This is a genomic window from Shimia gijangensis (assembly GCF_900142085.1).
Classification (GTDB): domain Bacteria; phylum Pseudomonadota; class Alphaproteobacteria; order Rhodobacterales; family Rhodobacteraceae; genus Shimia; species Shimia gijangensis.
This window is the reverse complement of the sequence record NZ_FQZQ01000014.1, coordinates 63,274-84,426: the sequence shown is the minus strand read 5'-3', so window position 1 is coordinate 84,426 and position 21,153 is coordinate 63,274. Positions and strand designations below refer to the sequence as shown.

24 protein-coding genes are annotated in these 21,153 nt (G+C 53.6%); 13 read left to right on the top strand and 11 right to left on the bottom strand.

Annotation, left to right across the window (positions count from 1 at the left end):
• The first annotated feature begins 87 nt into the window (after positions 1-87).
• Positions 88-1,398 (top strand): ATP-dependent protease ATPase subunit HslU, encoded by a 1,311-nt coding sequence (hslU, locus tag BUC32_RS12995; protein ID WP_073253490.1) that lies wholly within the window; start codon positions 88-90, stop codon positions 1,396-1,398.
• 84 nt (positions 1,399-1,482) lie between these two features.
• Positions 1,483-2,577 (top strand): alpha/beta hydrolase, encoded by a 1,095-nt coding sequence (locus tag BUC32_RS12990; protein WP_175556937.1) that lies wholly within the window; start codon positions 1,483-1,485, stop codon positions 2,575-2,577.
• Here the strand turns inward: BUC32_RS12990 and BUC32_RS12985 are convergent.
• From BUC32_RS12985 to BUC32_RS12975, 3 genes are read right to left on the bottom strand one after another with little or no spacing between them, the layout of a single operon-like run.
• Complete coding sequence (locus BUC32_RS12985; RefSeq protein WP_073253484.1) at positions 2,574-3,152, bottom strand: Smr/MutS family protein; 579 nt, start codon at positions 3,150-3,152, stop codon at positions 2,574-2,576. The two genes, BUC32_RS12990 and BUC32_RS12985, sit on opposite strands and share 4 nt — an antisense overlap.
• Positions 3,149-4,186, bottom strand: a complete 1,038-nt coding sequence (gene mltA / locus BUC32_RS12980) for a murein transglycosylase A (protein WP_073253482.1) — start codon at positions 4,184-4,186, stop codon at positions 3,149-3,151. Before mltA ends, BUC32_RS12985 begins: the two co-directional genes overlap by 4 nt.
• A complete protein-coding gene (locus tag BUC32_RS12975) occupies positions 4,183-4,845 on the bottom strand; it encodes a Tim44/TimA family putative adaptor protein (protein WP_073253479.1) in 663 nt (220 codons plus the stop codon). Before BUC32_RS12975 ends, mltA begins: the two co-directional genes overlap by 4 nt.
• A gap of 102 nt (positions 4,846-4,947) precedes the next feature.
• On the opposite strand from BUC32_RS12975, the gene BUC32_RS12970 reads away from it, so the two are divergent.
• Together BUC32_RS12970 and secB are read left to right on the top strand one after the other, a co-directional pair.
• Positions 4,948-5,445, top strand: a complete 498-nt coding sequence (locus BUC32_RS12970; protein ID WP_073253611.1) for an FxsA family protein — start codon at positions 4,948-4,950, stop codon at positions 5,443-5,445.
• A gap of 60 nt (positions 5,446-5,505) precedes the next feature.
• On the top strand, positions 5,506-5,994 hold the full coding sequence (gene secB, locus BUC32_RS12965) for a protein-export chaperone SecB (protein WP_073253476.1): 489 nt from the start codon (positions 5,506-5,508) through the stop codon (positions 5,992-5,994).
• Positions 5,995-6,022: 28 nt separating this feature from the next.
• Here secB and dnaQ read toward each other — a convergent pair whose 3' ends face one another.
• From dnaQ to BUC32_RS12945, 4 genes are read right to left on the bottom strand one after another with little or no spacing between them, the layout of a single operon-like run.
• Positions 6,023-6,751, bottom strand: a complete 729-nt coding sequence (gene dnaQ / locus BUC32_RS12960) for a DNA polymerase III subunit epsilon (protein ID WP_073253473.1) — start codon at positions 6,749-6,751, stop codon at positions 6,023-6,025.
• On the bottom strand, positions 6,744-7,337 hold the full coding sequence (coaE, locus tag BUC32_RS12955) for a dephospho-CoA kinase (RefSeq protein WP_073253470.1): 594 nt from the start codon (positions 7,335-7,337) through the stop codon (positions 6,744-6,746). Before coaE ends, dnaQ begins: the two co-directional genes overlap by 8 nt.
• A complete protein-coding gene (locus BUC32_RS12950) occupies positions 7,334-8,167 on the bottom strand; it encodes a shikimate dehydrogenase (protein WP_073253467.1) in 834 nt (277 codons plus the stop codon). The genes coaE and BUC32_RS12950 overlap by 4 nt, the downstream gene beginning before the upstream one ends.
• Positions 8,164-8,763, bottom strand: a complete 600-nt coding sequence (locus BUC32_RS12945) for a Maf family protein (protein ID WP_073253464.1) — start codon at positions 8,761-8,763, stop codon at positions 8,164-8,166. Before BUC32_RS12945 ends, BUC32_RS12950 begins: the two co-directional genes overlap by 4 nt.
• 407 nt (positions 8,764-9,170) lie before the next feature.
• On the opposite strand from BUC32_RS12945, the gene BUC32_RS12940 reads away from it, so the two are divergent.
• The 7 genes from BUC32_RS12940 to BUC32_RS12910 all read left to right on the top strand — a co-directional run bounded on the left by BUC32_RS12940 (position 9,171) and on the right by BUC32_RS12910 (position 16,556).
• On the top strand, positions 9,171-9,620 hold the full coding sequence (locus BUC32_RS12940) for a CopD family protein (protein ID WP_073253461.1): 450 nt from the start codon (positions 9,171-9,173) through the stop codon (positions 9,618-9,620).
• A gap of 122 nt (positions 9,621-9,742) precedes the next feature.
• Positions 9,743-11,038 (top strand): transcription termination factor Rho, encoded by a 1,296-nt coding sequence (gene rho, locus BUC32_RS12935; protein ID WP_073253458.1) that lies wholly within the window; start codon positions 9,743-9,745, stop codon positions 11,036-11,038.
• Between the two features lie 10 nt (positions 11,039-11,048).
• Positions 11,049-12,347, top strand: coding sequence for a tRNA uridine-5-carboxymethylaminomethyl(34) synthesis GTPase MnmE (mnmE, locus tag BUC32_RS12930; RefSeq protein WP_073253455.1), 1,299 nt, complete (start codon positions 11,049-11,051; stop codon positions 12,345-12,347).
• A gap of 12 nt (positions 12,348-12,359) precedes the next feature.
• Positions 12,360-14,222, top strand: a complete 1,863-nt coding sequence (mnmG, locus tag BUC32_RS12925) for a tRNA uridine-5-carboxymethylaminomethyl(34) synthesis enzyme MnmG (RefSeq protein WP_073253608.1) — start codon at positions 12,360-12,362, stop codon at positions 14,220-14,222.
• Positions 14,219-14,845 (top strand): 16S rRNA (guanine(527)-N(7))-methyltransferase RsmG, encoded by a 627-nt coding sequence (gene rsmG / locus BUC32_RS12920; RefSeq protein ID WP_073253452.1) that lies wholly within the window; start codon positions 14,219-14,221, stop codon positions 14,843-14,845. The genes mnmG and rsmG overlap by 4 nt, the downstream gene beginning before the upstream one ends.
• Positions 14,838-15,647 carry a ParA family protein gene (locus tag BUC32_RS12915; RefSeq protein ID WP_073253450.1) on the top strand — a complete coding sequence of 270 codons (810 nt, stop codon included), beginning with the start codon at positions 14,838-14,840 and terminating at the stop codon, positions 15,645-15,647. Before rsmG ends, BUC32_RS12915 begins: the two co-directional genes overlap by 8 nt.
• A 15-nt stretch (positions 15,648-15,662) precedes the next feature.
• The gene (locus BUC32_RS12910; RefSeq protein ID WP_073253447.1) at positions 15,663-16,556 is read left to right on the top strand and encodes a ParB/RepB/Spo0J family partition protein; all 894 of its coding nucleotides are present in this window, start codon (positions 15,663-15,665) and stop codon (positions 16,554-16,556) included.
• Here BUC32_RS12910 and BUC32_RS12905 read toward each other — a convergent pair.
• From BUC32_RS12905 to rph, 4 genes are read right to left on the bottom strand one after another with little or no spacing between them, the layout of a single operon-like run.
• On the bottom strand, positions 16,546-16,899 hold the full coding sequence (locus tag BUC32_RS12905) for a YbaN family protein (RefSeq protein WP_073253444.1): 354 nt from the start codon (positions 16,897-16,899) through the stop codon (positions 16,546-16,548). The genes BUC32_RS12910 and BUC32_RS12905 overlap by 11 nt on opposite strands.
• 3 nt (positions 16,900-16,902) lie before the next feature.
• Positions 16,903-18,060: a radical SAM family heme chaperone HemW gene (gene hemW / locus BUC32_RS12900; protein ID WP_073253441.1), complete on the bottom strand. Its 1,158-nt coding sequence runs from the start codon at positions 18,058-18,060 to the stop codon at positions 16,903-16,905.
• On the bottom strand, positions 18,053-18,664 hold the full coding sequence (rdgB, locus tag BUC32_RS12895; RefSeq protein ID WP_073253438.1) for an RdgB/HAM1 family non-canonical purine NTP pyrophosphatase: 612 nt from the start codon (positions 18,662-18,664) through the stop codon (positions 18,053-18,055). Before rdgB ends, hemW begins: the two co-directional genes overlap by 8 nt.
• On the bottom strand, positions 18,661-19,374 hold the full coding sequence (gene rph, locus BUC32_RS12890) for a ribonuclease PH (protein WP_073253435.1): 714 nt from the start codon (positions 19,372-19,374) through the stop codon (positions 18,661-18,663). The genes rdgB and rph overlap by 4 nt, the downstream gene beginning before the upstream one ends.
• Before the next feature lie 115 nt (positions 19,375-19,489).
• Between rph and hrcA the strand changes: the two genes are divergently transcribed.
• Positions 19,490-20,554: a heat-inducible transcriptional repressor HrcA gene (hrcA, locus tag BUC32_RS12885; protein WP_073253432.1), complete on the top strand. Its 1,065-nt coding sequence runs from the start codon at positions 19,490-19,492 to the stop codon at positions 20,552-20,554.
• A gap of 10 nt (positions 20,555-20,564) precedes the next feature.
• Positions 20,565-21,125 (top strand): nucleotide exchange factor GrpE, encoded by a 561-nt coding sequence (locus tag BUC32_RS12880; RefSeq protein ID WP_073253429.1) that lies wholly within the window; start codon positions 20,565-20,567, stop codon positions 21,123-21,125.
• Positions 21,126-21,153 lie beyond the last annotated feature (28 nt).

Below are 21,153 nucleotides of genomic sequence, written 5' to 3'. Positions count from 1 at the left end.
CTTACTTGGCGTGAAAACACCGTGGGTGCTTGCGTTTTTGAATTAGGTGCTTAGGTTCCGCCCTGTCTTTCTGGATTGGAGAATTTGATGACTGACCTGACCCCGCGTGAAATCGTTTCGGAACTGGATCGGTTCATCATTGGCCAGAATGATGCCAAACGCGCCGTCGCCGTGGCGCTGCGCAATCGCTGGCGCCGCAAGCAATTGTCAGATGATCTGCGCGAAGAGGTTTATCCCAAGAATATCCTGATGATCGGGCCGACGGGCGTTGGTAAAACCGAAATCAGCCGCCGTCTGGCAAAACTGGCCAAAGCCCCCTTTATCAAGGTCGAAGCCACCAAGTTCACCGAGGTGGGCTATGTCGGCCGTGATGTCGAGCAGATCGTGCGGGACCTCGTCGACAGCGCCATTGCCATGACCCGCGAAAACATGCGCGATGAGGTTAAGGCAAACGCCCATCAAGCCGCCGAAGACCGCGTGATCGAAGCCATCGCCGGAGAGGACGCCCGCGAAGCGACCCGCGAAATGTTCCGCAAAAAGCTGAAGTCCGGCGAACTGGACGACACTATGATCGAATTGGATTTGGCCGACACTTCAAATCCGATGGGTGGAATGTTCGACATCCCCGGCCAGCCCGGCAACCAGATGGGCATGATGAATATTGGCGATCTGTTTGGCAAAGCCATGGGCGGGCGCACTCAGCGCCGTCGCCTGACCGTTTCCGAAAGCTATGAAATTCTGATTTCAGAAGAAGCTGACAAATTGCTGGATGACGAGGCCGTGACCCGCAGCGCGCTTGAAGCCGTGGAGCAAAACGGCATCGTGTTTCTGGACGAGATCGACAAGGTTTGCGCCCGCCAGGAAGCCCGCGGTGGTGACGTCAGCCGCGAAGGTGTTCAGCGTGATTTGCTGCCATTGATCGAAGGCACAACCGTCAGCACCAAACATGGAACAGTGAAAACCGACCACATCCTGTTTATCGCATCGGGTGCTTTCCACATTGCCAAACCATCTGATCTGCTGCCCGAACTTCAGGGCCGCCTGCCGATCCGTGTTGAACTGCGTGCGCTGACCGAAGAAGATTTCGTGCGCATTCTGACCGAAACCGACAACGCGCTGACCCGGCAATACACAGCGTTGATGGGCACCGAAGAAGTCACTGTCACATTCACCGACGATGGCATTGCGTCGCTTGCCCATATTGCAGCTGAAGTGAACCAAAGCATCGAAAATATCGGCGCGCGGCGTCTGTACACTGTGATGGAGCGTGTGTTCGAAGAGCTGAGCTTTACAGCACCGGATCAATCCGGCCTTTCGGTCACCGTAGACGCTGCTTTTGTAGACAAGAACCTTGGCGAACTCACCAAGTCGGCAGATCTCAGCCGCTACGTTTTGTAATCGCCGCTGGCGTCGCCGCGCCCGGTTGGGCATAGTTATAGGCAACTATGCCAGATCGGGTTTGTGTACGGTATGCGGTTTTTCTTGATCTTATCTCTCGTTGTGCTGGTCAGCTGCGGCGACCGCACGCCTGCGCCGATCATTCCTCAGGCGCAGTTTCAGGACGAGACCGTTTCGGTTTTTGTCGTGACGGATCGCAGCCGAAATGCTGAAGGGTATTATGGCAAGGAGCGATCCCAAATCACCAGCTACAATAAGACATTGGTTGGAATTCCGCCCAATCATGAGGTTGGTGATTCGCCAAAATACAATAAGAAGCCAAATCTGAACAAACACTTTGCGATTGCTGCCGAGACTGAATTCAAGTCAGATCAAGAGTTTATTCGCGCCCTGCGCGCCGAGTTGCAAACCCGACCATCCAAAGAACGCGAAGTCACGCTTTTCGTGCATGGCTATTACAATGGGTACTCAGATTCTGTGTATCGCACCGCGCAGATTGCCAAAGACTTTGAAAACCCCGGTGTGAGCGTCGCCTATGCGTGGCCCAGCGCGGCCCATCCCGCCGGTTATACTTATGACCGAGAAAGCGTTCTGTTTGCCCGCGACTCGATGGAGAAGACCCTCTATCTTCTAACCCAGGCCGGCGCGCGCAATATCTTGGTTATGGGCCACTCAATGGGTGGCCTGCTTGTGATGGAGGCGTTACGCCAGATTGAATTGACTCATCCGGGCTGGACCAACCGAAACATCGAAACTGTTTTGCTCGTGTCACCTGATATTGCCGTCGATTTGTTCCACGAACAACTGGATCGGATTGAAGAGCTACCCAATCAATTTGTCGTTTTCACATCGCAAAATGACAAAGCCCTACGCTTTTCTTCAACGCTGAACGCGGGCACAAACCGCCTTGGCTTGGGTAACAGTCAGGATGAATTATCAGATTATCCCATACAGTTCGTCGATGTGAGCGAGTTCAGCGAAGATTCCAAAAACACGCATTTTGTGTTTGCCGAGTCGCCTGCACTCATCGCGCTGATGACAGGCGCCAGGCAACATGAGGGTTTTACAGAAGGGCGGTCGCGAAGTGTGCTTGATAAGCTGTCAGATTCGACGCTTCACGCCAATCAGGCCGTTGTCTTCAATCTGGCCCCTGATGAAGACCCCGCCGAGCAGCGCTAGTGGCGGCGCAGATATACGTAATAAGCACCAGATCCGCCGTGCTTGAGATGTGCTTCGGCGACCTGCAAAACCACAGTCGACAATGGTGGCATCGAAAGCCATTGCGGCACCTGATGTTTCAGAATACCCCGACGCACTGGCATCGGCCCATCGTCTGATCTGGTTTTTCCCTTGCCGGTAATGACAAGAACCAGACGCCTACCCTCGGCATGAGATCGCAAAACAAACCCGGTCAAAGCGGGGTGGGCCCGATCCAGGGTCATACCGTGCAAGTCAATTTTGGCATCTGGCAGCATCTTGCCGCGCTTCAGTTTGCCAAACATCTTTTTATCCATCTGGATCGGCTGTCTTGCGATCCTTTCGGAAATGCCGGGTAACAGATTGTGTTTCTGCGGGCCAGATTTGGCTTTGGCGCCCACTTCGAACTCTGCAACGCGGGCCCTGGCCACCTTAACCGGCTTAGGCTTTGGTTTTGGGGCTTCGTGGCGGGCCTGCTCTGGATGAAATCTGTGTGCGGTTTCCGTCACCTTGCGCCACAGCTCAACCTCTTCGGGCGTCAATCGGCGTCTGGTCACAACACGGCCTCGGGTAGCATGGCAAAAGCGCGTTGAATCGGGAGCAGCACAACCATGCGGCCACTATCTTTGAGTTGGCCCGCTGCGCGACCAGCTTCGTCGCCAGTTCCGAAAAAGATGTCGGCGCGTTGCGCGCCTTTGATCGCTGATCCGGTGTCCTGCGCCACCATCAGCCGCCGCAAAGGATTTTTACCATCTTTCTCAAGCCAAACCGGCGCACCCAAAGGCGTGAATTTCGGATCAACCGCGACACTGCGCATATCTGTGACAGAACGGTTCATTGCGCCCAATGGCCCCCGATCCGAAGGAACACGGTTCACTTTCCTGAAGAACACATAGGAATCATTGTGGCGTAACAACTCGGCCCCATCGACCGGATTTCGCCGAACCCAGTTTTTGATAACTTCAGCACTCACCTGATGCGACGAATATACCCCTCGCCGGACCAGCTCGACACCAATTGAGCGATAGGGATGGCCGTTTGACCCACCATAACCCACCCGCAATGAACTTCCGTCTGGCAGGCGAATACGGCCTGATCCCTGAATTTGCAGAAAAAACAGCTCAACCGAGTCGTCAACCCAGGCTATTTCCAACCCTCTGCCATCCATCACACCACTGGTTTCAATGGCGCGTCGGGACAACCATTGGCTTTGGCGTTTCACTTCTGGCGGGGTCAGGTACACCGGATACCGATAACGGGAAGTCTGACGCAGCGCGCCGTCCAGTTCTGGCTCAAAATATCCGGTGAACAGCGGATTGGCGCCGTCCTCGATCAAAACCGGACGAAATAGTAACTCAAAGAATTTGCGGGCATCGGTGAACTCATTCGCGGCCGCGCAAAGCGACTTCCAGTCAGGCGCGTCAAAATCCATACAGGTGTTGCGAAACACCTCGAGTGCTTCAACGTGGTTGTCTTCGGCCCAACCATCAAGATCATTGAAATCCAGAATGGAATAGGTGGTTTCGGACATCGCGTCAGAGCCAGCCATGACCAGCCCCGCAAATATCGTAGCCCGAAACCAGCGGATCATTCGCCCGTCGCGACAAGTTGCCAGTTGGGATCGTTGTTTCCCATCACGCGCGCAAAGGTCCAGATGTCCTTTTGCTTTTTCACGTGGCGCTCGTCGCCTTCAACAATATCTCCGGCGCGGTCGCGCACGACATGGGTCAGCTCGCCAACAAACCGAACCGATACTTCGCCCTCGCCTGAATTTGCATCAAACTGAGCATCATGCAGAGCCATTTCACGCACACCCACAAATTCACTCTCAACCGTGAGGCCTTGTTGTTCGCGTGAATCCACCACTTGCGAAAAGGCTTCGTAAACCTCTTCGGACAGGAAAGGCAAAATACTGGCCAGATCGCCTTTTTCAAATCCCATTAGAATCATTTCATAGGCCCCACGGGCACCCTGAAGGAATTCGGAAACATTGAAACTTGGCTCGGCAGCTTTCATTGCACCCAGCGCTTTGGCAGCATCGCTGTCGGCAGGCACGTGATCAACGATATCTGCGTCTGGTCCGCCTTCGATAACAGAAAGATCAGGGCCGCTGCGGCTTATTGGTTGTTGCTGCGCTTCACGCGGAGGCTCAAAACCATCGCGAGTGCCAAGTACATTCTTAAGGCGCAGGATCAGAAAAACGGCAATTCCGGCCAGAACCAAAAGCTGTATGATAGGCGAAGAACTCATTTGAACCCCTTTCGGGCATGGAAACGGTGATATACCGCACTTATGTAAGTCACGAACCGGGTCAAGTCCACCGGGCCAAGTAACCTTAGGAGAATGGAAAAAATGTGGCTGTTTCTGGCCTTTGTGAGCGTTCCACTGATTGAAATCGCATTGTTCATCCAAGTTGGCGGTGCAATTGGCCTTTGGCCGACCCTTGCCGTAGTGATTATCACGGCGATGATCGGCACGTATCTTGTTCGCAACCAGGGTGCCCTTGCCATGGGAAACCTGCAGCGCTCATTTTCCGAACTGGATGATCCGACCGAGCCTTTGGCGCATGGTGCCATGATCCTGATTGCTGGCGCATTGCTGCTGACGCCGGGCTTTTTCACCGATGCCGTCGGGTTTGCACTTTTGATGCCGCCAATCCGGGTGGCCGTATTCAAATACGCACGGTCCCGGATCAGGGTTCAAAGCTTTTCGATGGGCTCTATGCATGGCCACCCTTCACAGCCTCCAAACCATCCTAACGGTGGGCCGGACGTGATTGATGGCGAATTTACCGAAGTTGACCCGAACAAAAAACCTACACACTCATCCTCTGGTTGGACTAAGCATTGAGGCTTTGCGCTCTAGCTGCTAAAGCAACCGGGATTTTTTGAATTTTCAGGAGAAACCCAAATGTCGGAAAACGACAACGGAGCCACTCAGGCCCCTCAGATCCGCATGAACGTGCTGGCCCAATTCATTCGCGATATGTCGTTTGAAAACATTTTGGCGCAAAAGCGCGCGCAAGGCGAAGTTCAGCCAGACGTACAGGTTCAGGTGAACCTTGACGCTCAGCCGCGTGACGTTGAACACCAGTTCGAAGTCACCACCAAGCTGAACATCACATCGAAAGCCAAGGAAAGCGGCGACGAGATGTTTATTCTTGAGCTGGAATACACTGGCGTTTTCCACATCGAAGGTGTTCCGGAAGATCAAATGCACCCCTTCCTGCTGATCGAATGCCCACGTCTGTTGTTTCCGTTCCTGCGTCGCATCGTCTCTGACGTGACCCGCGATGGTGGCTTCCCGCCACTGAACCTGGAAAACATCGACTTTATGCAGCTCTACCGTCAGGAAATCGCGCGCCGTCAGGCTGCCGAACAACCCCAAGGCACTGCATAATACGTCTCTCTGATTTTTCAGGGTACGTCTAAGATTTGGCCCACAAGGCATCGTCGCCCATTTCGGCAACGAACGCCTCGTGGGCCTTTTTCTCTTCTTCCGTCAGCCGGGATGGAAGCGGATTTGGCCGGGCCTGGGGTCGCCAGTCATCCTGTTCTTGGCCAACGCCGCCCACAGATGCATTCGCAGACAAGGCAAAGTCCGGCTGACGTCCACCAATAAGCTCCAGATAAACCTCGGCCAGGATTTCCGAGTCGAGCAGGGCGCCGTGTAACGTCCGGTTCGAGTTATCAATACCAAAGCGGCGACACAGCGCGTCCAAAGAGGCGGGCGAGCCGGGAAATTTCGTGCGGGCGATCGCCAGCGTATCAATCGCCTGTTCCCACGGGAGCTGCGCCAAGCCAATCCATTTCAGCTCGGCATTCAGGAACTTCATGTCGAATGACGCATTGTGGATCACCAGTTTGGCGTCACCAACAAAATCCACAAACGCCTGACCAATTTCCTTGAACAGTGGCTTGTCGCGCAACGTGACCGCTCCCGGTCCGGTTTCCTGTGGCGGCTCCAGAATATCGGGGCCAATCCCGTGCACCTCAAAGGCGCCCTGCGGCATGGAACGTTCCGGGTTGATGTACTGATGATAGGTGCGCCCGGTTGGCATGTGATTGTGCAGCTCAATCGCGCCGATCTCGACAATGCGGTCGCCGGTGAACGGATCAAACCCAGTTGTTTCGGTATCAAGCACGATTTCACGCATTGGCCAGTTGCCTCCTGATCGTTTTAACAATCTTGTCCACCTGAGCACGCGCGTGGTCAAGCGTATCCGTGGTCACGACGAAATCGGACCGCGCGCATTTTTCGTCATTGGGCATCTGTTTAGCTCGAATTTGCTCGAATTGTTCTTCGGTCATGGTACCACGCTCCATCACGCGGGATTTTTGAAGTTCGGCCGGAACAGAGACACATATCACCGCATCCATCATCGCGTCTCCGCCGCCTTCAAACAGCAAAGGAATGTCAAAAACCACGATATCCGCCTTGGCCGTCTCAAGAAATTGGGCGCGGTCCTGGGCCACCAAAGGATGTACAATCTGCTCCAGCGCTTTCAGCACCGTCGCATCCTGCCCAATCATCTCTTTCAACCGATCTCGCGAGACCGCCTCATCAACAATTGCCTGTGGCAAAGCCTCTTGGATGGGCTGAACCGCCGCGCCCCCGGCAGAATACATGCGATGAACGGCGGCATCCGCATCCCACACCGCGCATCCAGCCTCGGCGAACAACCGGGCTGTGGTTGATTTGCCCATTCCAATTGAACCGGTCAACCCAAGGCAAAAAGTCATGCCAACGCCGCCTGTCTGGTCGCATCATCCACTTCCGGACGCGTGCCAAACCACCGCTCAAACCCCGGAACCGCCTGATGCAGCAACATGCCAAGCCCATCAACCGTTGTGCAGCCTTGGGTCTCTGCTTCTGCCAGGAAGTTGGTTTTCAAAGGATTATAAACCAAATCCGTCACAACTGCGTTTTTGTTCAACCCATCCAACGGCACCCGCAACTCTGACTTACCCGCCATGCCCAAAGACGTCGTGTTGACCACGGTTGCGCCATCTTCAAGGATATTTCCCGCCTGAACCCATTCGACAACCGTCAACCGGGTGCCAAAATCTTCGCGGAGCTGCTCGGCCCGTACCCGAGTGCGGTTTGAGATCAGAATTTCAGGTACGCCCGCATCCAAAAGGGAGGCGACAATCGCCCGAGCAGCACCCCCAGCACCCAAAACCACAGCCGGGCCCGCTGCAGGTTGCCAATCTGGTGCGCCCTGACGCAGGTTTTCAATGAAACCATAGCCATCGGTATTGTCACCAATAGCAGTTCCGTCATCGCGAAAGATCAACGTATTCACCGCGCCAATCAACGTTGCCCGGTCGGTCACCTGATCGACAAGGTCCAAAACCCGTTCTTTATGCGGGATCGTGACGTTCGCCCCGACAAATCCCATTTTTGGCAGGGCCCGAAGAACCTGCTCAAGATCTTCACTACTGACGTCCATCGGGATGTAGTGACCCGGCAATCCATAGGTTTTCAGCCAATGCCCATGCACCTGTGGCGATTTGGAGTGCGCGATGGGGTGGCCAATTACACCAGCAAGGGGAATGCGCGGTAAAGTCATGTTTTTAGGTCTCCTCGGGTCGTGAGGTAATTCAGCAATTCAATCAACGGTAATCCAAGCACATTGAAATAGTCGCCGTCTACACGGTGAAACAACCGCACACCCTCTTCTTCAAGCTTATAACCACCGACAGACCAGCGAATGCTATCCCAGTTGCGATCAAGGTATTCGTCCAGATAGGCGTTCGAAAAGTCCCGCATCTGCAATCGGACAACACCCACATGCCGCCAAACAGGTTGGTTTTCATGAAACACAACCAACGCAGACAACAACTGATGGCGGTTGCCACGCAAAGACATCAGCTGGCGACGTGCTTCATCAATATCAGTTGGCTTGGAAAAAACCCGCCCCTCGAACTCCAGCACCTGATCGCAACCAATCACCAACCTGTCCGGGTTTTTCATTGCAACCTTACCGGCCTTGGCCTCGGCCAGCGCATCCGCCACATCGCGGGGCGGCGCGCCTTCAGCCTCAAGCGCACGGCGTAACATATCTTCGTCGACACGCGCGACCGCTATGTCGAACTCCAAACCTGCATTTCGCAAGAGAGTTGCCCGGATTTCCGAGCCTGAGGCCAAAATGATCTTGTTCGACATGTGGATAAGTTCGTGGATTTCTATGCGTGTATCCTGAGGTCCCTTTCTGGGAAATTCGACGCCGCATTGCAAGCCGGGGAAAACCCACATGTTTCACGATGTTCCACGCGTTTTATCCTTTCTGGATGAGGATAACTATCGCCCTGTTAGTGGGCTTCTCCATACATTTTTTACCCTCTGATATCCCCAAGCACTCCTCACATTGTTCACCCTTACACCGTTGATATTTAACAGATATCAATAATCATCCACAAAACAGTCATAGTGTTGAAAACGAATATCCCCCTGTGCAAAACCCTTGTGAAAAGCCATTAATCCACATGTTTTGACCTCCCTACAAAAACATCATCCTTTTTCTTTCTTCTTTATTTATTTAGAGAAGAGAAAAGACGCGCTTGGATATAACGATGACCTATTTTCTTGCTGACATTTATCCGTATGTCCTTTCGGTTCATATCATGGCCGTGCTTTCCTGGATGGCAGGATTGTTCTATTTACCCAGACTGTTCGTCTATCATGCCGAGAGAGCGGATAAAGGGGATCAGCTGGATGAAACCCTTAAGATCATGGAATTCAAGCTGCAGCGATATATCATGTCCCCGGCCAGCGTGGTGGCATGGGGCGCAGGGCTTTGTTTGGTGTTCACTCCCGGTGTTGTCGACTGGTCTTTGATCTGGCCCTACACCAAAGGCTTCTGCATCATCGCTATGACGATCTTTGATCACTGGCTGATGATAATGCGCAAACGCTTTGCGCGGGGTGAAAACAAGCTGCCAGGTCGGTCGTACCGATTGATGAACGAAATACCGACCATTCTGATGATTGTGATCGTCTTGTCTGTGGTTGTTAAATTCTGAGAGTTTGACTCTTTTCGCCTGACACCTTAAGTAATCCCGCAACAGGCCCGTCCGGGTCGCGTGTTTTCCATATTTGAAATGCAATTCGTAGCTTCGAAGAAGCTGCACTTGGGATGTACCCTATGACCGATGATGTAGTCGTTGAAACAAACGTCGAAAAACTATCTCTTTCCGAGTTGAAAGCCACAAGCCCCAAAGACCTGTTGGCGGTGGCTGAAGAGCTTGAGATTGAAAACGCCTCGACTATGCGTAAGGGCGAAATCATGTTCCAGATTTTGCGCGAACGTGCAGATGACGGATGGGAGATTTCCGGCGAAGGTGTGCTTGAGGTGCTTCAGGACGGTTTTGCCTTTTTGCGCTCACCCGAAGCAAACTATCTGCCGGGCCCAGATGACATCTACGTCAGCCCTGACATGATCCGTCAATATAGCCTGCGTACCGGAGATACGGTGAGTGGTGCGATCAAGGCGCCGGAAGAGGCCGAACGCTATTTCGCTCTGACGAACGTTACTCAGATCAACTTTGAAGCGCCCGAACGCGCCAAGCATAAGATTGCTTTTGATAACCTCACGCCGCTTTATCCGGATGAGCGTTTGAACATGGAAATCGAAGATCCCACTATCAAGGATCGCTCGGCCCGGATTATCGATTTGGTGGCTCCGATTGGTAAGGGTCAGCGCTCGCTGATCGTGGCGCCGCCGCGGACCGGTAAAACCGTTCTGTTGCAGAACATCGCACACAGCATCGAAGCCAACCACCCAGAGTGTTATCTGATCGTCCTGCTGATCGATGAACGCCCCGAAGAGGTGACGGATATGCAGCGCTCGGTGAAGGGCGAAGTTGTGTCGTCTACTTTTGACGAACCTGCAACCCGTCACGTAGCCGTGGCTGAAATGGTGATCGAAAAGGCCAAGAGATTGGTCGAACATAAACGAGATGTTGTGATCCTTCTGGATTCGATCACAAGACTTGGTAGAGCTTTTAACACCGTGGTCCCATCCTCGGGTAAGGTTTTGACTGGTGGTGTGGATGCAAACGCCCTGCAGCGCCCTAAGCGTTTCTTTGGTGCCGCGCGGAACATCGAAGAGGGTGGGTCGCTGACCATCATATCGACTGCGCTGATCGATACGGGCAGCCGCATGGACGAGGTGATCTTTGAAGAATTCAAAGGCACCGGTAACTCAGAGATTGTTCTGGATCGCAAGATCGCTGACAAACGTGTCTTCCCTGCCATCGATATTCTGAAGTCCGGCACCCGGAAAGAAGAGCTGTTGGTCGACAAAATCGATCTGGCGAAAACATTTGTGCTGCGTCGTATTCTGAACCCGATGGGGACGACGGATGCTGTCGAGTTCCTGATTTCCAAGTTGAAGCAAACCAAATCGAACTCTGAGTTCTTCGATTCTATGAACACCTAAAGGTGGTGCCATGGTCTATGTGCCTGACACAATCTTCGCTCTAGCAACGGCCCCCGGTAAAGCGGGGGTCGCTGTCGTTCGTGTGTCCGGGTCTTTGGCTGGGCATGCAGGCAGCGCACTATTTGGTAAACTGCCGCATCCCCGCATGGCCAGTCTCCGGATATTGAAGGACGCCGCCGGACGTCGCTTGGATCAGGCGCTGGTGCTGTTTTTCCCAGAAAAAAACAGCTTCACCGGAGAAGAAGTTCTCGAGCTGCATTTGCATGGCTCGGTGGCCGTGGTCAACGCAGTGTTGCGGGAACTGTCTGAGATGGACGGCCTGCGATTGGCCGAGCCCGGAGAGTTCACACGTCGCGCGTTGGAAAACGGCTGTCTTGATCTGGCGCAGGTCGAGGGGCTGGCGGATCTGATTGAGGCTGAGACCGAAGCACAGCGCCGTCAGGCCCTGCGCGTGCTTTCTGGTGATCTTGGTGACCTTGCAGGGGGTTGGCGCTCAAACTTGATCCGCGCAGCGGCTCTGTTGGAAGCCACAATCGATTTTGCGGATGAAGAAGTCCCTGTCGATGTGTCACCAGAAGTTCTGGGCTTGCTTGGCAATGTGCGTTCAGAGCTTGCAACTGAGATTTCCGGTGTAGAGGCAGCTGAGCGTATCCGTACTGGGTTTGAAGTTGCCATTTTGGGTGCCCCAAACGTTGGAAAATCTACTCTTCTCAATATGTTAGCTGGTCGTGAGGCGGCAATTACATCGGAGTACGCGGGCACAACCCGCGATGTCATTGAAGTCCGCATGGATTTGAATGGTTTGCCCGTAACTCTCTTGGATACTGCGGGTCTGCGCGAGACAACGGATCATGTAGAAGGCATTGGAATTGAGCGCGCCAGAGAACGTGCTAAAGCCGCTGACCTTCGGGTCTTTTTGATTGAGCAGAACCAGCATCCGGATTTTCAACCGCTCCCAGGTGACATCGTTCGGACCGCCAAGGCGGACGTGTTAAGTGATGCAACAGATGCGGTGTCCGGTGTGTCCGGGCAGGGGGTGTCTGATTTGGTCAAAGAGATCACCACAACTCTATCGGACCGCGCCGCGCGTTCCGGAATAGCCACACGCGAACGTCACCGCACAGCCATGGGTCGGGCAAATGATAACCTAAGCGCTGCCAGCGCGGTTCTCGATTTGGGCCCGGATCATTATGAGATAGCCGCAGAAGAACTGCGCAGCGCAATTCGGGCTTTGGATTCGATTGTTGGTCGCGTAGATGTCGAGAACCTGCTCGACGAAATCTTTTCGAGCTTTTGCATCGGTAAGTAGGGAGTGTTTCACGTGAAACATTTTGATGTCATCGTTGTTGGAGGAGGACATGCCGGCGCAGATGCGGCGCATGCGGCCTCTCGTATGGGTGTACGCACTGCTTTGGTGACGTTGAAGAAATCCGGTATTGGTGTCATGTCTTGCAATCCGGCGATTGGCGGCTTGGGCAAAGGCCATCTGGTGCGCGAGATCGATGCGCTGGACGGCCTTATGGGTCGTGTTGCGGATCAGGCGGGCATTCAGTTTCGACTGTTAAATCGTCGAAAAGGGCCCGCTGTTCAGGGTCCGCGTGCCCAGGCAGATCGGAAAATCTATCGCGACTCTATGTTGGCTGAGATTGAAGCGACGCCAAACCTCACGATTGTTGAAGGCGAGGCAACAGATTTTCTGATACAAAGCGGCGCCGTGCGCGGCGTCATTCTGGCGGATGGGTCCGAGATTTCGGCTCAGTCCGTTGTTTTGACAACAGGAACGTTCCTGCGCGGCGTTATTCACATTGGTGATGTATCGCGCCCCGGTGGGCGGATGGGCGACGATCCTTCCGTTAAGCTGGCTGAGCGAATCGACAGCTTCGCGTTGCCATTGGGGCGGCTGAAAACCGGAACGCCCCCGCGTCTAAACGGGAAAACCATCAATTGGGAGGTGCTGGATTCTCAGCCCGGAGACGAAGACCCGGCAATGTTTTCGTTTTTGAACAAGGCGCCTTTTGCGCGTCAGATCTCCTGCGGCATTACCCACACGAATGAGAAAACCCACGATATTATCCGCGAAAACCTCGAAAAATCAGCGATGTATGGTGGTCACATCGATGGGGTTGGTCCCCGCTACTGCCCCTCGATTGAGGATAAAATTGTTCGGTTCGCTGACAAGTCCTCGCATCAGGTCTTTCTTGAGCCGGAAAGTCTGGATGATAACACGGTGTACCCGAACGGAATCTCGACGTCTTTGCCTGTAAATGTGCAGGAAGAGTACGTTCATTCGATCTATGGGCTTGAAAACTGTGAGATACTGCAGCCCGGTTACGCGATTGAATATGACTATGTCGATCCCCGGTCTTTGGATGCGACATTGGCAGTTAAGACGGTACCAGGCCTGTATTTGGCCGGCCAAATCAATGGCACCACCGGCTATGAAGAGGCAGCAGCGCAGGGTTTGGTTGCGGGCTTAAACGCGGCTTTGGCATCGCAGGGGCGGGATCCTCACTATTTTAGCCGTTCAGACAGCTATATTGGCGTTATGGTTGATGACCTTATCACCCGAGGCGTGACAGAACCCTATCGGATGTTTACATCCCGCGCCGAATTCCGTCTGTCGCTCCGGGCCGACAATGCGGATCAGCGACTCACCCAGACCGGCATTGAGCTCGGGTTGGTTGGTGACGGTCGAAATCGCGTGTTTTCTGAAAAGATGGAAAGACTAACATCCGCCAAATCAATCTTAGAGAAGGAAGAATTTACGCCCAAACAGCTAAGGGCGGCTGGCATTTCCGTCAACCAGGATGGCAATCGGCGCACGGCGTTTCAGGTTTTGTCTTATCCTGACGTGGGGTTTGATGACTTGCTTTCTTTGGACGAAAGCCTGTCTGATGTTGACGGAGAAATTCGCGAACAGCTTGAGAGAGATGCTTTGTACGCGACCTATATCGAACGGCAAATGCGCGATGTTCAGGCCATGCGTCGTGATGAAAACCAGCGTATTCCCAATGACTTCGACTATTCCATGATTGAGGGCTTGTCGAATGAACTCAAGTTCAAACTCAGCCAGGCCCGTCCAGATAACCTGGCTCAAGCAGGTCGAATAGATGGAATGACGCCAGCGGCTTTGACGCTTCTTTTGGCGAAATTGCGCAAGGCGCAACGGGAGAAATCGGCGTGAGCGACCAAGCGGACCGTGTTCTTGAGCAGTTGAATGTTTCACGTGAAACATCTGACCGCCTGAAAATCCTCGCTGATCTACTTTTGAAGTGGAATCCGCGAATAAATCTCGTGTCAAAATCCACTTTAGATACCTTATGGACCCGCCATATTCTTGATTCAGCGCAGATCTATCATATGGCAGAGCATCCAGTCGGGCATTGGGTCGACATCGGAAGCGGTGGCGGCTTTCCTGGGTTGGTGGTTGCGCTTATGTCGTCCGAGAGTCACTCACCGGTGAGGGTTACTCTAATCGAGAGCGATCAGCGAAAATGTGCGTTTCTACGCACGGTGTTGCGGGAAACCGGGGTTCAAGGAACCATTCTTACCAAGCGCATTGAGCAGGCCGACCCCCAAGCTGCAGATATTCTTTCTGCGCGGGCCCTGGCGGATCTGTCTGCCTTGTTCTCATTTGCTGAACGTCACTTGGCCCCGAATGGGACGGCGTTGTTTCAAAAAGGCGCCTCTTGGCAAAAAGAAGTTCAGAACGCACAGGAATCGTGGTCTTTCGATTTCGACGTGATTACAAGTAGGACTGAGCCCAGTTCTGTCATTCTCAAGGTTAAGGATATCAGGCGTGTCTGATCCCACTCGCCCTAAGGGCCCTAAAATTATCGCAGTGGCCAACCAAAAAGGCGGCGTCGGAAAAACGACCACCGCTATTAACCTGGCGGCCGCCTTGGTCGAGCAGGGTAGTCGCGTTCTTGTGGTTGACCTTGATCCTCAAGGCAATGCATCGACCGGACTTGGGATTGACACCGCAGACCGTGAATATACGACCTATGACTTGTTGTTGGATGATGCGGATCTAAAGGATGTGGTCCATCTGACGGCGACCGAAGGAATGGCCATAATTCCAGCGACTGTGGACCTGAGCTCGGCCGATATCGAGCTGATTTCAAACGAAAAGCGCAGTTTTCTTTTGCATGATGCCCTTCGTCAGCCAGCAATGGATGAGTATCACTGGGACTTTGTTTTGATTGATTGCCCTCCGTCTTTGAACTTGTTGACGGTGAACGCAATGATTGCTTCGCATTCGGTCCTGATTCCTTTGCAAAGTGAGTTTTTTGCTCTGGAAGGGTTGTCTCAACTGATGCTGACTGTGCGCGAGGTTCGCCAGACCGCAAACCGCAATTTGCGTATCGAGGGCGTTGTGCTGACGATGTTTGATGCCCGCAACAACCTTTCCCAACAGGTTGAACAGGACGCGCGCGACAATTTGGGTGAGCTGGTGTTTGAGACAAAAATTCCGCGCAATGTGCGGGTGTCCGAAGCGCCGTCATTTGCTCAACCTGTGTTGGATTACGATCCGACATCCAAAGGTGCCGAAGCTTATCGCGACTTGGCGCGCGAAATTCTGAATAAACGTATCAGTACAACCGCTTAAGGGGAGACCCACACTATGGCAGCAAAGAAAACCAAATCTCGCGGATTGGGGCGTGGCCTTTCGGCATTGATGGCAGATGTTACCGAAGATCAGGCACAATCCTCACACGAGGCAACTCGACGGGCCGATCTTATGGTGCCGATCGAGCAGGTTGTTCCAAATCCAGACCAGCCCCGGCGTGATTTTACACAAGATCAGCTGGAAGAGTTGGCGGCGTCGATACGCGAAAAAGGCGTGATTCAACCGCTTATCGTGCGCGAAGTCGACGGCGGAAAATATGAGATCGTTGCAGGTGAACGGCGCTGGCGTGCATCGCAAATGGCGCAATTGCATGAACTGCCGGTCGTTGTGCGCGAATACAATGACACAGAAGTTCTGGAAATCGCCATTATCGAAAACATTCAGCGGGCTGATCTCAACCCGGTGGAAGAGGCGGCCGGCTATCGTTCATTGATGGATAAATTTGGGCATACCCAAGAAAGGCTTTCCGAAGCACTTGGCAAAAGCAGAAGCCACATTGCCAACCTTATGCGTTTGTTGTCATTGCCCGAAGATGTGTTGTCCATGCTAAAGTGCGGTGACCTGACCGCAGGGCATGCACGTGCGTTGATTACTTTAGACAACCCAAGTGAGTTGGCGAAAAAGGTCGTGAAATCAGGGCTTTCCGTTCGCCAGACTGAAGCTTTGGCGAAGGCTGTTTCAAAACCGGATGGAAAGCCAAAGAAGGTTGCGGTTAAACCCGCCAAGGATGCGGATACTGTCGCGCTGGAAGGGGATCTTTCCGCCAATCTTGGAATGAAGGTGTCAATCGATCATCAAGTCGGCGGAGAATCTGGTCAGGTGGTGGTTAAGTACGCATCGCTTGATCAGCTGGACGAGATTTGCCGAATTTTGTCCGCTACCAGTTAGGCCGCGTCCAGATAAACAGCAGAACGCAGGACAAAACGACGGCCTGAATACCCAAAACCAATGGGCGCAGCCCAAGTATGAGCGAAATTGCAAACACCAGACCAATTGAGATTGTGGCAATTCGCTTGGCTGCCGGGTTGATTGCGCCGCGCGTCTGCCAATCTTCGATGGGAGGGCCAAGTTTGGGGTGCGACAAAAGCCAATTGTGCATGCGTTCGGAAGAGCGAGCGAAGAAAAACGCGGCCAAAAGCAAAAATGGGACCGTTGGCAACAGCGGTAGAATGACTCCAACAAGCGCAAGACCCAGGCAAACGAACCCCAAAAGTGCCCATACGTAGCGCATCCGTTACCCCAACAACAATTCCGAAATGACCGAGTTCAACACCATTCTGCCTTTGGGAAGAGCTCTAAGTCTTTGATTTTCTTGTGTTATCATACCTAATTCACGCAGAACATCAACTTTGGTACCTGCAAGCTCCTGACCAGCGAGCGTCTTGTAACGTATCAGGTCAATTCCGTCGCTCAACCGCAAGCCCATCAACAAAAATTCGGTTACCTGGTCTTCGCGTTCAATGATCTCGCACAAAGACTCGCCATTTCCGGCTTCTGCCTCTGCAAGCCATTTGGTCGGGTTGCGCCAGGTCTCGATCGCGTGTCGTTTGCCATTAAACGTCAATCTGGCGTGTGCGCCGGGGCCAATTCCTGCGTAATCTCCATAACGCCAATAAACCTGATTGTGGCGAGATTCCGAGCCTAACTCAGCGTAATTCGAGACCTCGTAAGGATTAAGGCCCGCCTTGGCGCAGATATTCTGGGTTTCTTCATACATGTCCGCGGCGAGATCATCTTCGGGCAAACCGCGTAGTTTACCAACGGCGTAACGGTCCCCAAAGGCTGTGCCTTCCTCGACGGTTAGCTGATAAAGCGACAGGTGGTCGATTGCCATTGCTGTCGCCTCGCGTAATTCGGCGCGCCAATCCGCAAGAGATTGATCCTGACGGGCATAGATCAGATCAAAACTCACCCGATCAAATGTTTTCCGGGCGATATCGAAGGCCTGCTGCGCCTCGGCAACGCTGTGAATGCGGCCAAGGCGCTGCAGGTCCCGATCATTCAGCGCCTGAATACCCATCGAGATGCGATTGACCCCACCATCCCGGTAGCCAGAAAACCGACCAGCCTCAACTGATCCGGGATTGGCTTCAAGCGTGACTTCCATGTCATTGGATGTCGGCCAAAGGCTGCGAACGCGTTCCAGAATAGATGCAACAACGTCCGGCTGCATCAGGCTGGGGGTTCCGCCTCCAAAGAATACGGTGTTCAGAACGCGATTTGGGGTTTGGGCAGCAACGCGGTCCAACTCGGACAAATAGGCTCTAAGCCACCTTGATTGATCAATTTCACGTGCAACATGGCTGTTGAAATCACAGTAGGGGCATTTGGCCTGACAAAACGGCCAATGGATATAGAGGCCAAAGCCTCCGTTTTGCCAATCCTCAGCCAAAACAGGCGGCTACAAATTTTTGAACGGCCAATCCACGGTGGCTGATCTTGTTCTTTTCCCAACGATCCATCTCAGCAAATGTGATGTCATAACCTTCTGGCACGAACATTGGATCGTATCCGAACCCGTCTTTGCCACGAATGGGCCAGGTCAGGTGCCCGGGTGCAATACCTTCAAAAGCTTCGTCATGCCCGTCGGGCCAGGCCAAAACCAAGGTGCTGCGAAACTGTGCCAAACGGGGATGGTCGGCGTTTTTGGCTTCAAGCTCGTTATGGGCACGGGTCATCGCCATCATGAAATCCCGACCATTTCCGGTTTCGGCCCAATCCGCAGTATAAACACCTGGCGCACCATCCAGAGCATCAATTGTGATCCCGGAATCATCGGACAAAGCAGGCAATCCAGTGGCCTTGGCTGCGGCATGCGCCTTGATCCGGGCATTGCCGACAAAGGTATCTTCGGTTTCTTCAGGCTCGGGCAAATCCATTTCACCCGCCCCAACAACCTTGACGCCAAAGGGCTCGAGGAGATGCACCATCTCCTCAAGCTTGCCTTTGTTGTGGGTCGCCACCAAAAGGATATCGCCCGAAAACTTGCGGGTCATGCGGTGGCTGCCAATTGTGCGACCGCCAACTCGTCCACGCCTTTTTCCGCTAGATCAATAAGCAGGTTCATCTGATCGCGCGAATAGGTTGATCCCTCGGCGCTCATCTGCACTTCGATCATCTGCTTGTTGCCGAGCATGATGAAATTACCATCGACGCCGGCCTCAGAATCCTCTGGGTAGTCCAAATCCAAAACTGGTTGGCCCGCGTAAATACCGCAGGATACCGCGACAACAGGAGAAACCAGCGGATCAGAAATCACATCACCTGCTTTCATCAGCTTGTTCACCGCAAGGCGCAGCGCAACCCAGCCGCCGGTGATTGATGCACAACGCGTGCCGCCGTCAGCCTGAATAACATCACAGTCAACAGTGATCTGACGTTCACCCAAAGCCACACGATCCACACCAGCCCGCAAAGACCGGCCAATCAGGCGCTGAATTTCAACTGTACGGCCACCCTGTTTTCCGGCGGCAGCCTCGCGGCGCATCCGCGATGTGGTCGAACGCGGCAGCATACCATATTCGGCCGTCACCCAACCCAGACCGGAACCTTTGATAAACGGTGGAACCCGGTCTTCAATGGTTGCGGTACACAGAACATGGGTGTCGCCCATCTTGATCATGCACGAACCTTCGGCATGTTTCGTAACGCCTGTTTCAATCGAAACAGAGCGCATTTCATTCAATTCTCTTCCGGAGGGGCGCATGGTGAATATCCTTTTTTGCTTGGCCAAGGGGATACAAGGGCGCAAGGGCGAAACGCAACCCCGATTGACCTTTTGCGCGCACGCACTTTAATGGCATCTGAGACAAGGAGTGCCCATGAGTGACAGCGCCCGCCTTTTAGAAGAAATGAACGACCGCTCGCGCGAAGTGTTTCGCCGCGTGGTCGAAGGTTATCTTGAAACCGGTGATCCTGTGGGTTCGCGCACCTTGACCCGATCCTTATCTGAACAAGTGTCGGCTGCGACCATTCGCAATGTCATGCAGGACCTCGAATTTCTGGGCCTGCTGGATAGCCCCCATGTCAGCGCGGGCCGAATTCCAACGCAAGCCGGATTGCGGATGTTTGTCGATGGTTTGCTCGAGGTGTCCGACCCGGATGTTACGGATCGCCAAAAGATTGACGCAACCTTGGGCGACAATGCGGCGGATGTTGGCGGCATGCTGGACCGCATCGGATCGGCCCTTTCCGGTGTGACCCACGGCGCGTCTCTGGTTTTGACGCCAAAACACGAAGCACCGATCAAACATATCGAATTTGTCAGCCTGAGCAGCAATCAGGCGTTGGTTGTTCTTGTCTTTGCTGATGGCCATGTGGAAAACCGTTTGTTTACACCGCCCGCGGGCCAAACCCCCAGCTCACTGCGCGAGGCGGCAAACTTTCTCAATGCGATCATCGAAGGCCGCACCCTGTCTGAACTTCAGACCGTGATCCGCGAGGAGATTGCACTCCGTCGGCAGGAAATTGATACGCTGGCGCGCGACATGGTGGAAAACGGACTCGCCCTTTGGGCGGACGAAGGCGAACAACAAGAACGCCTGATTGTGCGCGGCCGGTCGAATCTTTTGGGAACCGATGAAGAGGAACACGATCTCGAGCGTATCCGCACCTTGTTTGACGACCTTGAACGCAAGCGCGATATCGCCGATTTCCTTGAACTGGCCGAAGATGGCGACGGTGTGCGCATTTTTATTGGCTCTGAGAACAAACTTTTTTCACTTTCGGGTTCCTCTTTGGTGGTTTCCCCTTATATGAACGCTGATCGAAAAATTGTGGGCGCGGTCGGGGTCATCGGACCCAAGCGCCTGAACTATGGACGGATCGTGCCGATTGTGGATTACACGGCACAGCTGGTCGGGAAGTTGATTTCAGACCGGGGTTAGAGGACAAGACATGGCAGAGCCGAAAGAAAACGATTTTCTGGATGACCTCGCAGAAGCCGAGGCAGAAGAATTCGAACAATCTCTGGAAGAGATGGACGACGAAGCAATTGAACTGGATTCGTTGCGCGCCGAGCGTGACGATTACAAAGATAAATTCATGCGCGCCTTGGCGGATGCGGAAAATTCCCGCAAACGCGGGGAACGAGCACGCCGGGACGCCGAGCAATATGGCGGCTCAAAGCTGGCCCGCGATATGCTGCCGGTTTACGACAACATGAAACGTGCTGTTGAAACGATCACCGACGAACAAAAGGCGGCATCGGCCGCGTTGATCGAAGGTATCGAGCTGACCATGCGCCAGCTTCTCAGCACCTTCACCAAGCACGGCATGGAAGTGATTGCACCAGAAGTGGGTGACAAATTTGACCCCCAGTTCCACGAAGCCATGTTTGAAGCACCGGTTCCAGGTACGAAGTCTGGCGAAATCATTCAGGTCTCTGCTGAAGGCTTCATGCTGCATGATCGTCTGCTGCGCCCTGCACAGGTGGGCGTGTCCTCCACTCCGGGCTAAACAGACCGACTTAAGAATGTTAAAAGGC

Coding starts and splice junctions, on each gene's coding strand:
- rph (WP_073253435.1), bottom strand. CDS start 19,374: ATGCGCCCCTCCGGAAGAGAATTGAATGAAATGCGCTCTGTTTCGATT.
- BUC32_RS12940 (WP_073253461.1), top strand. CDS start 9,171: ATGACCTATTTTCTTGCTGACATTTATCCGTATGTCCTTTCGGTTCAT.
- BUC32_RS12880 (WP_073253429.1), top strand. CDS start 20,565: ATGGCAGAGCCGAAAGAAAACGATTTTCTGGATGACCTCGCAGAAGCC.
- BUC32_RS12975 (WP_073253479.1), bottom strand. CDS start 4,845: ATGAGTTCTTCGCCTATCATACAGCTTTTGGTTCTGGCCGGAATTGCC.
- hslU (WP_073253490.1), top strand. CDS start 88: ATGACTGACCTGACCCCGCGTGAAATCGTTTCGGAACTGGATCGGTTC.
- dnaQ (WP_073253473.1), bottom strand. CDS start 6,751: ATGCGTGAAATCGTGCTTGATACCGAAACAACTGGGTTTGATCCGTTC.
- mnmE (WP_073253455.1), top strand. CDS start 11,049: ATGGTCTATGTGCCTGACACAATCTTCGCTCTAGCAACGGCCCCCGGT.
- coaE (WP_073253470.1), bottom strand. CDS start 7,337: ATGACTTTTTGCCTTGGGTTGACCGGTTCAATTGGAATGGGCAAATCA.
- BUC32_RS12910 (WP_073253447.1), top strand. CDS start 15,663: ATGGCAGCAAAGAAAACCAAATCTCGCGGATTGGGGCGTGGCCTTTCG.
- rdgB (WP_073253438.1), bottom strand. CDS start 18,664: ATGACCCGCAAGTTTTCGGGCGATATCCTTTTGGTGGCGACCCACAAC.
- BUC32_RS12945 (WP_073253464.1), bottom strand. CDS start 8,763: ATGTCGAACAAGATCATTTTGGCCTCAGGCTCGGAAATCCGGGCAACT.
- secB (WP_073253476.1), top strand. CDS start 5,506: ATGTCGGAAAACGACAACGGAGCCACTCAGGCCCCTCAGATCCGCATG.
- BUC32_RS12905 (WP_073253444.1), bottom strand. CDS start 16,899: ATGCGCTACGTATGGGCACTTTTGGGGTTCGTTTGCCTGGGTCTTGCG.
- mltA (WP_073253482.1), bottom strand. CDS start 4,186: ATGATCCGCTGGTTTCGGGCTACGATATTTGCGGGGCTGGTCATGGCT.
- BUC32_RS12950 (WP_073253467.1), bottom strand. CDS start 8,167: ATGACTTTACCGCGCATTCCCCTTGCTGGTGTAATTGGCCACCCCATC.
- rho (WP_073253458.1), top strand. CDS start 9,743: ATGACCGATGATGTAGTCGTTGAAACAAACGTCGAAAAACTATCTCTT.
- hrcA (WP_073253432.1), top strand. CDS start 19,490: ATGAGTGACAGCGCCCGCCTTTTAGAAGAAATGAACGACCGCTCGCGC.
- BUC32_RS12970 (WP_073253611.1), top strand. CDS start 4,948: ATGTGGCTGTTTCTGGCCTTTGTGAGCGTTCCACTGATTGAAATCGCA.